The following is a 12,300-nucleotide window of genomic DNA, read 5'->3' as shown; positions in this document are numbered from 1 at the left end:
GTGATAAGCACCGCTATTCGCGTCGCCCGGGTGGGCAGCGCGGCCGAGCTGGCCGCGGCGGTCCTCATGCTGGCGGGCTTCCCCGCCGTCATGGTGGCCGCACTCATCCCGAGCGTTCCCGCCTTCGCGGCCGCGACCGCCGTGACATACCTTGCGGACCACTATCTGCACCGCCAGGGCAGTTATCTGGTCAACCGCCTCAGCAAGGTGCGCGCCGGCCTGTCGATCCGATTCCTGATCAGACAGCTCCTGCTGATCCTGCTGCTGGCCCGGATGAACCTCTCCGACGGTCTGATCTTCTACGGCGCGACGGCCTGCTTCATCGCGTTCTACGGCCTCCAGGCCCCGCACGGCGCACTGGTCACCCTGATCCGCAACCGCCGCCGGCTGCCCGTCGCCACCCGCAACGTCGACCTGGCCTCCCGCATCCGCATCCCGGACGCCCCGCCGATGGGTCTGCTCAACCGGTCCGCCGAGAAGATGCTCCACCTCGACCTCGCGGCCGTGGTCGGCATACTCGTCGCCGCCCAGCTGGACTCGGAGCTGCCCGCCTTCATCGGTATCGGCGTGACCATCGCGCTCGGCTCCCTCTACGTCCTCGCGCTGACGCCGTACGTGCGCGGCAAGCGGATTCCGCCGAACGCCGACAAGGTGCTCGCCGAGGTCGACGACTGGCTGCGCGAGTACAAGCCGGAGACCGTGCTCTACTTCTCCGGCTCCAAGGACTCCGCCTACCAGGTCAACATGTGGCTGGAGACCATGGAGCAGCTGGACTCCAGGCCGCTGATCATCCTGCGTGAACGCGTCATCCTGCAGAACCTCGCGCCCACCACGGTCCCCGTCATCTGCGTGCCCGGAGGGGTGCACCTGATGAACATGGACCTGTCCACGGTGCGGGTCGCGCTGTACGCGGCGAACGTCGGCAAGAACATCCACCTGCTGCGCGTCCCCACCATGAAGCACGTCTTCATCGGACACGGCGACAGCGACAAGCTGGCGAGCGTCAACCCGTACAGCAAGGCGTACGACGAGGTGTGGACCGCGGGCCGGGCCGGCCGCGACCGCTACGCCATCGCCGACGTCGGCGTCCGCGACGAGGACATCGTCGAGGTCGGCCGCCCGCAGCTGGCACCGATCCAGACCTGGCAGGGTGTGCCGGACGGTCCCCGCGGCGGAGCCGCTGATGGACGCTGCCCCACCGTGTTGTACGCGCCCACCTGGGAGGGCTGGGACGGCGACCCGGGCAACACCTCGCTGATGCTGGCCGGCGAGAACATCGTGAAGAAGCTGCTGAAGGCCGACCCGCCGGTGCGGGTCCTCTACAAGCCGCACCCCTTCACCGGCACGGTCCTCGCCAAGGCGGGCGCCGCGCACCAGAAGGTCACCGCCCTGATCGAGCAGGCGGCGGCCGAGCGTGCCACCGACGCCCGCTTCCAGGCCGACGCGGCCGCGATGGCCGCGGCCAAGGCCGAGCTGGCCCGGATCGAGGCCCGGCTCGCCGTCCTCGTCGGCAGCGGCGGCGGCGACAAGGGCGACGAGGCCGAGGCCACGCGGGACGGCGTGGTCGACGTGGCCAGGTACGAGGAGATCGCCCGGCTGCGCGGCGAGTGGAACGACGCGTACTGGCGCTCCTTCCCGGTGTGGGAGCACCGGGTGGTCACCGGCCCCGAGCCGCGGCTGTTCGACTGCTTCAACGTCTCCGACGCGATGGTCTCCGACATCTCCAGCGTGGTCTCCGACTTCCTCGCGAGCGGCAAGCCGTACGCGGTGACGGACTCCGCCGAGCTGGGCGTGGAGGAGTTCAAGCGCCAGAACACCGCGGTGCGCGCGGCCACGATTCTGTCGAACAACGCCACCGAGCTGGGCGAGCTGCTGGACGCGGTCCGCGACCCGGCGGGCGACCCGCTGGCCGAGGACCGGGTGGAGCTCAAGCAGTACCTGCTCGGTCCCGACGAGCCCCCCTCCATCGCCCAGTTCAACACCGCGGTGGCGAACCTCGCGATCAAGGCCGAGGCACGCAACGTCGGCCAGGAGTCACGGGCGGCGGCCGGGGCGACGGAGGCGACTGAGCCCATGGAGGCGACGGAGGCGACTGAGGCGACGACCAAGGCCTGACCTCCACTTCGTAAAGAAAGGGCCCGGTTTTCGGGGGTGATCCCGAAAACCGGGCCCTTCTTGCGTATGTCCCCGTGCCGGATGCAACCTTTTCCCCCGGTCGGCCGTCTAGGGGTTTGCCCCTGAGTGGACTTGGGGGGAACAGACCGTAACTGGGGGAGAAGTGACCGTTGCGCAGCCTGATGTGACCGTTGTCATCGGGGCGTACGAAGCGATGCCGTACCTCGTCGAGTGCCTGGCCTCCGTCGAGGCGCAGACCCTCGGCCCGTCGCGCATCGAGGTCATCGCGGTCGACGACGGCTCGGCGGACGGCACCGGGGAGTACCTGGAGGAGTTCGCCGCCCGCACGCCCCTCGACATGACGGTCGTCCGCCAGGACAACTCCGGCGGCCCGAGCGGCCCGCGCAACGTCGGTCTGGGCAAGGCCACCGGGCGGTACGTCTTCTTCCTGGACGCCGACGACCGGCTCGGCCCCGAGGCCCTGCAGCGGATGGTCGCGATGGCCGACCGCAACGGCACGGATGTCGTCCTCGGCCGGGTCGAGGGCGTCAACCGCAAGCCGCCCACGTCGATGTGGGGGCAGAGCCTGGAGCGCACCGACGTCTTCTCCTCCAACATCAAGTTCACGCTGAGCGCGCAGAAGCTGTTCCGCCGCGATTTCCTCACCCGGCACGACATGCGCTTCGACGAGTCCCTGTGGACCGGCGAGGACGCCGTGTTCACCATGGAGGCCTATCTGCGGGCCGACGGCGTCTCCGTGATCGCCGACCACACCTGCTACTACCTGGTGGGCCGCGAGGACGGCAAGCACGTCACGAAGACCGGCAGCCACACCCTGCGCTTCGACTCGGCACGTGCCCTCATGACCCTGATCGCCGACATGGTCCCGCCGGGAGCGAGACGCGACGCGCTGATGGTCCGCCCCTTTCTCGTCACCCTGCTTCCGCAGTTCGGCCCGAAGTTCCTGAAGGACACCGAGGCGGTCCGCGAGGAGAAGCTGGCCCTGGCGAAGCCGCTGGTCGACGCGTACTGGACGGGTGAGGTGGCCCACCGCCTGCGGGTCCATGAGCGGCTGCGGCTCCAGCTGGTGGCGATGGGCCGGCCGGATCTCCTGGTGGAGGTCCTGGAGTTCATGAACGCGAAGAAGACGCCGGAGGCGGTGCTGGAGAAGGGCGGCCGCCGGGTGTACTTCGCCTACCCGTTCTTCCGCGACCGGTCGACGGGCCTCCCGGACTCCCTTTATCTGGCTGAGCCGCGGGAAGCCCGAGAGGTGCCGGGCTACCGGGAGGTCGGCGCGGACCAGTTGCTGCGGCGAGCGGTCCGCAAAGCGCGAAGGGTCCTCACTTCAGCAGGGTGAGTGTCCCGGAAGCCGACACGGTCTCCTCGTCCCGCCGCTGCCCGGGGACCCTCCGCCTCTCGGCCGCCGCACACAGTGCCCGTACGGCCAGGTCGAACCGTTCCTGCGAAGAAGGCTCGTCCGGCCCCAGCAACCGCCGCTTCAACTCGGCCCGCGCACCCGCGAGTTCGTCCCGCTCCGGATGACGTACCGCATCCAGCAGCGCGGCCACCCCCACCGCGTCCGGCGTCAACACCGTCGCCGCCCCGGCGGTGGGGAACGCCGTACGGAACGCTGATTCCGTGAGCCCGCTCGTGTTGGCGACCGCGTACGGCTTACCGCTCGCCAGGAAGTCGCTGACCACGCTCGACACGTCGCTGACCAGCAGGTCGGCCCGGTTGAAGCAGGCGTACAGCGCGGGCCGGGCGTCGGTGACGACCTGGTGCTCCCACTCCGGCAGCGAGGCCCAGTACGCGCGCTCCCAGGCCGCGGTCGCCCGGGCCACCGCTCGGGAGCGGCCCGGCTCCGGCGTGGACTGGAGCAGCATCCGCTCGACGGAGTCCGCGGCGGCCCGGAAGGACGCGGTGGTGAGCTGGTCCAACTCATGCGTCCTTCGGGCGAGTTCACCGGTGTCGGCGGGCCGTTCCCCCGTCCGCTCCCGGTTCGCCGCCCGCACCAGCTCACGGATCCGTCGGTCCGCCGCACCCGCCCGCGGATCCACCGACCCGGTCAGCGGATGCGGCTTGTACAGCAGCCGTACCCCGGGGTCCGCCAGCAGCGCCCGTACGAGGTTCTCGCCGGCCTCGATCACCGAGGTGTTGCCGGGGTTGCCGTCCCAGCCCTCCCAGGTCGGCGCGTACAGCACGTCCGTGTACGGTCCGGTCGGCGGTCCCGCGTACGGCCGTACGGCGTCCAGCTGCGGGCGGCCGATCTCCACCACGTCCTTGTCCTCGACACCGACCTCGGCCGCCGCGTACCGCTCGCGGGCCGCGGGGCCGGCCACCCACACCTCGTCGTAGGCCTTCGCGTACGGGTTGCAGGAGGACAGCTTGTCGCTCTCGCCGTGGTTGACGAAGGTGTGCCGGATCGTCGGGATGCGCAGGACCTGGGAGGTCTTGCCGGAGTTCGAGGGGTGGATGAGGACCTGGAGCGTGGACTGCTCGAGGCGCAGCAGCGTGGAGACCTTCGGCAGGCAGACGATCGGGACGTCGGTCGCGGCGATCTTCTGCATCATGAACCGCTCGCGCAGCACGATGACCGGCTTGCCGTGAAGCTTCGCGAGCGGCTCCAGCCACATGTTGGCCTGGTAGGCGGAGGAGGCGCCGCCGGAGAAGTACAGGCCGACGGTGGGCCGGTACTCGGCCAGCCACGCGTCGAACCAGTCCAGCACCTCACGCTCACCGGCCGGCCGACGGCTCGGCAGCAGTCGTACGAGAAGGTCCGCCAGGCCCATGAGCGCGAGCCCGAGGGACATGGCGATACCGAAGGCCGCGCAGAGGGGCTCGCCGGTGGCCGCGGTGACCAGCAGACCCGCCGTGGCGGGCAGGCCGTGGACCAGGAGGCGGGGGCCGGGGCGGCGCAGCAGGGCGGGCGGGGCCGCGGTCAGGCGGAGTGCGGAGGCGTCGATGTTGCGGGTGAGGACCGGGAGCGTGCGGGTGCGGCGGACCAGGACGGAGGCCGCCTGGATCGCGCAGTGCAGGGCGTAGAAGGCGAGCAGACCGGCCACCAGCACGGTGTACGCCGTCTCCTCGTCCTCCGGGGTCAGCCGCAGCAGGCCGAAGACCAGCAGCAGGTCGCGCAGGACGTGCCGCACGGTGACGTCCGCGTGGGTCTTGGCGAACAGGGACACCATGCCGCGCTGCCAGCGGTGCAGAACGCCCTCGACGGCCAGGGAGGCGACCGTCGCGGCGAGCAGCAGCGGGACGTGCGGGCGCAGGGCGGCGACGGCCTGGGCGACGACGGCGGCTGCCAGGACGGCGGCGACGAGCACTCTCGTCACGGTCTGCCGGCCCGGCAGCCGCAGCGCGGACCGGAGGCGGGGGAGGGGTTTTCGCACGGGGGTCACTCCAGGGTCGTCGCGAGACGGACGCCTTGGTTAACGCGTGCCGACGTCCTGACGACACGCGTGTGTCCTGCGTGGGCGGGGTCACCGGGCGCCGGGTCCGGGGATCGGACGGACGCGCGCCGCCGCGTCCCCTTCGCGTACATTGCGAGCGAGGTACCCACAGTGGCGCGAGGGGACAGGACACAAGGTGGCAGGGGCAAGGCAGGCCGTGGGCGAGGCCCGCAGGATCGTCGTCAAGGTGGGTTCCTCGTCGCTGACCACCGCCTCCGGCGGCCTCGACGCCGACCGGGTCGACGCGCTCGTCGACGTCCTCGCCAAGAGCCGCAGCGGGGGCGAACGCGAGATCGTCCTCGTCTCCTCCGGAGCCATCGCCGCCGGACTCGCCCCGCTGGGGCTGCGCCGCCGCCCGAGGGACCTGGCCCGCCAGCAGGCCGCCGCCAGCGTCGGCCAGGGCCTGCTCGTCGCCCGCTACACCGCCTCCTTCGCCCGCTACGGCGTCCGCGTCGGCCAGGTGCTGCTGACCAGCGACGACATGAGCCGCCGCGCCCACCACCGCAACGCCTCGCGCACCCTCGACAAGCTCCTCGCGATGGGGGCCTTCCCGATCGTGAACGAGAACGACACCGTCGCCACCGACGAGATCCGCTTCGGTGACAACGACCGACTCGCCGCGCTGGTGGCCCACCTGGTCCACGCCGACCTGCTGGTCCTGCTCTCCGACATCGACGGCGTCTACGACGGCGACCCCAGCAGGCCGGGGACCTCGCGGATAGCGGAGGTGCGGGGACCGGAGGACCTGGCGGGCGTCGAGATCGGCAGCGCAGGGAAGGCCGGAGTCGGCACCGGCGGCATGGTCACCAAGGTCGAGGCCGCCCGGATCGCGGCCGCCGCCGGCATCCCCGTGGTGCTGTCCAGCGCGATCCACGCGGCCGAGGCGCTGTCCGGCGGCGACACCGGCACCTACTTCCACCCCGCCGACAAGCGCTCCGCCGACCGGCTGCTGTGGCTGCAGCACGCGTCCACCCCGCAGGGCGCGCTGACCCTGGACGACGGCGCGGTGAAGGCGGTCGTCGACCGCCGCAAGTCGCTGCTGCCGGCCGGGATCGCCTCCGTCGAGGGCGAGTTCGTCGCGGGCGACCCCGTCGAACTGCGGGACGGCACCGGGCACGCGGTGGCCCGGGGACTCGTCAACTTCGACGCCAAGGAGATCCCGCGGCTGATCGGCCGCTCGACCCGGGAACTCGCGCGGGAGCTGGGTCCGGCGTACGAGAGGGAGGTCGTCCACCGGGACGATCTGGTGATCCTGCATCCCTGAGGCGCGGGGCTGTGGGGGCGTGCGTGGGGTGTGGCGTGGGGGGTGTGCGTGGGTGGGGTGTGGTGTCGGGGGGTGTGCGTGGGTGGGGTGTGGCGTCGGGAGGCTGTGCGCGGGGTGAGGTACGGCCGAGGGGTCCCCGTACGCCGCTGAGGCCCGCCGCCGGGTCCGTAGGCCGCTGCGGCCCGCCGCCCGAGGGGCTCGTTCGTCGCTGACGCCCATCGCCGGGGGCTCGTTCGTCGCTGCGGCCCGCCGCCCGAGGGGCTCGTTCGTCGCTGACGCCCATCGCCGGGGGCTCGTTCGTCGCTGCGGCCCGCCGCCCGGGGGCTCGTAGGCCGCTGACGCCCATCGCCGGGGGCTCGTACGTCGCTGAGGCCCGCCGCCCAGGGGCTCGTACGCCCGAAAACGGGGTGAACGCCCCGCCAAGAACGTCGCCCTGAGGTGGACGTTCCGCAAAATCGCCCCACGAGCCCTTGCGGCCTGCTCAACTTTGTCTCAGGGACACATTCCGCCCGACCCGTGGGGTCGACCTGTGCGTAGAAGGAGGCCGTCGTGAGACGAGTGCGCCCTGGGGCGGCGGCGTCCCGCGATGGTGCCGCGATGGCCAAGGCGCCCGGTGAGGAGCGCGCCCTGACGAGTGTGGCCGCCGGAGACCGGTTCGAGGGCGAGAAGCCCGCGGACCTGCCCCGTCTGTGGCATGTCACCCTCAGCGTCTCCGGCGAGGAGGCCCCGCTCAAGGAGGTCAGGCGCGCCCTCGAACAGCTTGCCCACGACCATCCCTTCCTGCTGACCAGCCGTTACGCCAACGACCACGCGGAGATCCGGTACTGGGAGGAGGCCCGCGACCTGCACGACGCGGCCGCCGTCGCCCTGCGCCTGTGGGGCGAGCACCGGCAGACCGCGGGACTGCCCCCGTGGGAGATCGTCGGCCTGGAGGTCATCGACCGCCAGACCTACCACCAGCGCATCGCCGAGGGCTACGGCCCGCCTCCGGCCTCGCCGGTCGGGGTCCACCCGTACTGACCGCGGCCCGCCTGGCCGGGCCCCTGAGCGTGTCCCTTTGATCCCGTCTCGCGCTGTGGAACGCGCGGTGGACGGCCCCGCGCGGCGCACTACCCTTCCCCTATGACCTCGCTCTCGCCGTACGACTCCATGACCCCGGTCATCCAGGCCGCCTACCGGGCCAAGGCGGCCGCCGCCGACCTCGCCCCGCTGCCGAGGGCCGAGAAGGACGACGCGCTGCTCGCCATCGCGGACGCCCTGGAGGTCCGTACGAGCGAGATCGTCGAGGCCAACGCCAAGGACATCGCCAAGGCCCGCGAGGCCGGCACCAGCGAGGCGATCATCGACCGGCTCACCCTCACCCCGGAGCGGGTGCGGGCGATCGCCTCCGACGTACGGGACGTCGTGGCGCTGCCCGACCCCGTCGGAGAGGTCGTCCGCGGGTCCACCCTGCCGAACGGCATCGACCTGCGCCAGGTCCGCGTCCCGCTCGGTGTGGTCGGCATCATCTACGAGGCACGCCCGAACGTCACGGTGGACGCCGCCGCCCTCTGCCTGAAGTCCGGCAACGCCGTCCTGCTGCGCGGTTCGGCCTCCGCGTACGAGTCGAACACCGCGCTCGTACGGGTCCTGCGCGACGCCGTGGGCGGCTCCGGACTGCCCGCCGACGCGATCCAGCTCGTGCCCGGCCAGTCCCGGGAGAGCGTGCAGGAGCTGATGCGCGCCCGCGGCCTGGTCGACGTGCTCATCCCGCGCGGCGGTGCCTCGCTGATCCAGACCGTCGTGACGGAGTCGATCGTCCCCGTCATCGAGACCGGCACCGGCAACTGCCACGTCTACGTCGACGCCCGGGCCGACCTCGACATGGCGATCGACATCCTGATCAACTCCAAGGCCCAGCGAGTCAGCGTCTGCAACGCCGCCGAGACCCTCCTGGTCCACCAGGACATCGCCCCCGACTTCCTGCCCCGCGCCCTGGACGCCCTTGCCGAGGCCGGCGTGACCGTCCACGCCGACCCGCGGGTGCTGGCGTACGCGAAGGACACCAAGGCGACCGTCGTCGAGGCCACGCTGGAGGACTGGGACACCGAGTACCTCTCCTACGACATCGCCGCCGCCGTCGTCGACTCGCTCGACAAGGCCGTCGAGCACATCCGGCTGTGGACCTCCGGCCACACCGAGGCCATCGTCACCACCTCCCAGCAGGCCGCCCGCCGCTTCACCCAGCTGGTCGATTCCACGACCGTCGCGGTGAACGCCTCGACCCGCTTCACCGACGGCGGCCAGTTCGGCTTCGGCGCGGAGATCGGCATCTCCACCCAGAAGCTGCACGCCCGCGGTCCGATGGGCCTTCCGGAGCTGACGAGCACGAAGTACATCGTGACCGGGGACGGGCACATCCGACGCTGAACCGGGCGCCGGGGACGCACGAGAGGTGTCTCACAAGGCGGATGAATTTCCATACCGTCTGCCCAAATTGACCCCCCAGGTCTACTCTGGATTCGTGCCGGAGGACGTGGGGGGCACGCCGTTCCCTGACGGCTGGGAGCCCGACGACGACCACGACCGCGGGGTGTCGGACGAAGAGTTCGCCTCCGTGGTCTTCGACGAGGCCTTCGTACGGGCGGCCGTGGTGCACGAGCCGACCGCCGTCGAACGCCTCCTGGCCGCCGCCCAGGCGAGAGCGGAGGCCTCCGAGGCCGAGGCCCGCCGCGCGCACCCCAGAGGCGAGGGATACGGCCCTGGTGGTTTCGGCCATGATCCCGAGCTCGACGACCTGGACGACACCGAGGTCCTAGAAGGCCGCTACGGCGCCCCGGGGACGTACGGCAAACAGGTCCGCTGGCATCGCCCCGTCGCCTGGATGCTCGCCATGGTCATGGGCATCGGCATGGTCGCGCTGGCTTTCACGGCCGTCTACCGGGGCGCCTCCTCGGGCAGTCGCGACCGGGTTCCGCCGCCCGCCTCGACCGGTCTGGAGCAGGGGAGCACGGTGACGCCCTCGGCGTCGGCCGACTACTCCCAGCCAGCCGTCTCCGCGGTGCCGCGAACGCCCTGACACTCCTGGTGAGAACCTGTCAGAAGTTGTCGTGTGGCCGGGCGTTTACCCGAGCTCTCCGAGACCTACCCTGAAGATATGGGAGGGCCAGGAGACCCACCTGAGGGGACACCCGAGGGCGGCCCCGTGGGTGGTGAGGACGAGTACCGATCCGTCGTCTTCGACGAGTCGTTCGTCCGCGCTGCCCGCCTTCAGGAGTACTCCGCGCAGGAGCGCATCGCCGACCACGCGCCCGCCGTACGCCGCCGCCCGCAGCTGCGCCGGGGACTGTCCCGGCAGGTGCTGATCCTGGTTCTGCTGATCGCCGTCGCCTTCGGCACCGCGATCTACATGGGCGTACGCCACCCGTACCAGAACTCCGCGGTCCCGCAGCCCGTCGAGCCCCTGCGGATGACCGTCATCCCGCTGGCCCCCGAGGGCAGGGTCCCAGGGCACCGCGACGCCGAGTACCTGTACGCGCACAGCCCCGCCGCGCAGTTCCGGGTCGGCGCGGAGGGCATTCCGCTGCCCGCCTCCCGGCGCACCGAGCACTTCTCCGACAGCCAGGTCGTGAGCGCGCTGACCACCGCCAAGGACTACATCGTGCGGTCCTCGCTCGACCCGGACGTCCTCCTCGGCGACCAGGTCCGTGCCGTGCGGGTGCTCCTCGACACGGACCAACTCGACCAGTTCGACCAGAGTTTCGCCCACCCGGCCGCGGACGGGCGGCACGCGCCGACCGGCTGGCTGGTTCGCTTCGATCCGGCCGAGGCGCGGCTCGCCGACGGCAGGATCCGGGTGCAGGGCAGTCTCCAGGCCGCCGAGACCGACTCGTCGACACTGGAGGTGACCGCGGACCACACGTTCGTGTACGCGCTGCGGCCGGCCGGCGGTGCGGACTCCGAGGTCTCGCTGTTCACCGTCCGGCGCGAGCTGCACTTCCGGTTCGACCGGAACGATCTGCGGATGCACACGGCCCAGCTGGTCGTGTCGTACGTCCAGGCTGGGCCGCTGTCGTGCGTGGAGGACTCCACGGATCGCCTGCATCCGTTGCTGGCGGGGGAGACGGCGAAGGCGGGTGGGCCGGCGGGGACGGATCCCTATGCGACGGGGAGTGCGACCGCTTTGTGCGGGTCGCTGGCTACCAGTGCGCAACCGAAGGTGTAGTCGACGGGCCGGTTCTAGTCGGTCTGTGTCGGTCCGCCCTCATCGTTCGGCCTGTCCTGCCTCGGCGTCGAGTTCGAGAAGCCGCCGAAGCCCCTCCGCACCCGGCCGCCCAGGTCGCCCGCTCCGCCCGCGATGTCGTTGACCAGCTTCATCAAGGGGTCCTTGGAGGTCTTGACGTTGCTCGCGTAGCTGGCCGCGGACTCGCGGAAGCTGTCGGAGACCGAGGTGTTCTTGTCCTCGGTGCGGCGCGGGTAGTGGCCGTCCATGATCCGCTGGAAATCGCGCGACTCGGACCACTTCTTCAGCTCGGCGGCCCGGATGGTGGTGAAGGGGTGGGTGCGCGGGAGGACGTTCAGGATCTTCAGGACCGAGTCGCGCAGGTCGCCGCCGGCTTCGTACTCCTCGGCCTGCTTCAGGAACGCGTCCACGTTCATCTCGTGCAGATGGTGGCCGCCGGCCAGCTTCATCAGACCGCGCATCGAGGCCTTGAGGTCCTGGCCGACCAGGAGTCCGGCCCGGTCCGCCGACAGCTCCGACTTGCGGAACCACTCGCGCAGCGCGGTCACGATCGCCATGATCGCGATGTTGCCCAGCGGGATCCACGCCACCCGCAGGGCGAGGCTGGTCAGGAACAGCAGGATGGTCCGGTAGACCGAGTGGCCGGACAGGGCATGGCCCACCTCGTGGCCGACGACCGCCCGCATCTCCTCCTCGTCGAGCAGGTCGACCAGGCCGGTGGTGACGACGATGATCGGCTCGTCCAGGCCGATGCACATCGCGTTCGGCTGCGGGTCCTGGTTGACGTACATCGGCGGGACCTTCTCCAGGTCCAGGATGTAACAGGCGTCCCGCAGCATGTCGTTGAGGTACGCGAACTGCTGGTCGGAGACGCGCACCGAGTCGGACAGGAACAGCAGCCTGAGGCTCCGCTCGGGAAGCAGACCGCTGAGCGCCTTGAACACCGTGTCGAAGCCGCTCAGCTTGCGCAGCGCCACCAGGGCCGAGCGGTCGGCGGGATGTTCGTACGCACGCGAGGAGATACCCGGGAAACGCCTGCGCTGCCTGCTCGGCACGTTCTCGTGTCCGTTGTTCTGATGGCCGTCGTCGGACATGTCTTCCCCCATGTGCGTCTTTGGCTGTGCCTCTTGGCCGTGCCTCTTCGACCGCTGTGATCCTTTACGGACCCTTGTGCGGCCCTTTGCGCCCCCGAAGCAGAGCCCAGCCTAGGCGGAGATAGCGTGGACGGGCAGTACAGCGAAGGAGTC

At 71.0% G+C, this 12,300-nt stretch carries 9 protein-coding genes; 7 read left to right on the top strand and 2 right to left on the bottom strand.

Features of this window, described 5'->3' with window-relative positions:
• Together AB0D34_RS34355 and AB0D34_RS34350 are read left to right on the top strand one after the other, a co-directional pair.
• The gene (locus tag AB0D34_RS34355) at positions 1-2,115 is read left to right on the top strand and encodes a hypothetical protein (protein WP_362668789.1); all 2,115 of its coding nucleotides are present in this window, start codon (positions 1-3) and stop codon (positions 2,113-2,115) included.
• A gap of 163 nt (positions 2,116-2,278) precedes the next feature.
• Complete coding sequence (locus tag AB0D34_RS34350; RefSeq protein ID WP_362668787.1) at positions 2,279-3,472, top strand: glycosyltransferase; 1,194 nt, start codon at positions 2,279-2,281, stop codon at positions 3,470-3,472.
• Here AB0D34_RS34350 and AB0D34_RS34345 read toward each other — a convergent pair.
• Positions 3,456-5,474 carry a hypothetical protein gene (locus AB0D34_RS34345; protein ID WP_362668881.1) on the bottom strand — a complete coding sequence of 673 codons (2,019 nt, stop codon included), beginning with the start codon at positions 5,472-5,474 and terminating at the stop codon, positions 3,456-3,458. The genes AB0D34_RS34350 and AB0D34_RS34345 overlap by 17 nt on opposite strands.
• A gap of 250 nt (positions 5,475-5,724) precedes the next feature.
• Here AB0D34_RS34345 and proB point away from each other — a divergent pair, with 250 nt between their 5' ends.
• The 5 genes from proB (at position 5,725) to AB0D34_RS34320 (ending at position 11,035) form a co-directional block, all read left to right on the top strand.
• Positions 5,725-6,831: a glutamate 5-kinase gene (gene proB, locus AB0D34_RS34340; protein ID WP_362668878.1), complete on the top strand. Its 1,107-nt coding sequence runs from the start codon at positions 5,725-5,727 to the stop codon at positions 6,829-6,831.
• Between the two features lie 558 nt (positions 6,832-7,389).
• Positions 7,390-7,851 (top strand): hypothetical protein, encoded by a 462-nt coding sequence (locus tag AB0D34_RS34335; protein ID WP_362668875.1) that lies wholly within the window; start codon positions 7,390-7,392, stop codon positions 7,849-7,851.
• A gap of 102 nt (positions 7,852-7,953) precedes the next feature.
• Positions 7,954-9,240 (top strand): glutamate-5-semialdehyde dehydrogenase, encoded by a 1,287-nt coding sequence (locus tag AB0D34_RS34330; RefSeq protein ID WP_362668785.1) that lies wholly within the window; start codon positions 7,954-7,956, stop codon positions 9,238-9,240.
• A gap of 67 nt (positions 9,241-9,307) precedes the next feature.
• Positions 9,308-9,889, top strand: a complete 582-nt coding sequence (locus AB0D34_RS34325) for a hypothetical protein (protein WP_362668783.1) — start codon at positions 9,308-9,310, stop codon at positions 9,887-9,889.
• Between the two features lie 78 nt (positions 9,890-9,967).
• On the top strand, positions 9,968-11,035 hold the full coding sequence (locus tag AB0D34_RS34320) for a hypothetical protein (RefSeq protein ID WP_362668780.1): 1,068 nt from the start codon (positions 9,968-9,970) through the stop codon (positions 11,033-11,035).
• Positions 11,036-11,049: 14 nt separating this feature from the next.
• Here the strand turns inward: AB0D34_RS34320 and AB0D34_RS34315 are convergent, their stop codons facing one another.
• On the bottom strand, positions 11,050-12,147 hold the full coding sequence (locus AB0D34_RS34315) for a M48 family metallopeptidase (protein WP_362668778.1): 1,098 nt from the start codon (positions 12,145-12,147) through the stop codon (positions 11,050-11,052).
• Between the last annotated feature and the right edge of the window lie 153 nt (positions 12,148-12,300).

It is taken from the genome of Streptomyces sp. NPDC048420 (assembly GCF_040651535.1).
Classification (GTDB): domain Bacteria; phylum Actinomycetota; class Actinomycetes; order Streptomycetales; family Streptomycetaceae; genus Streptomyces.
This window is presented reverse-complemented; position numbering and strand designations above follow the sequence as displayed.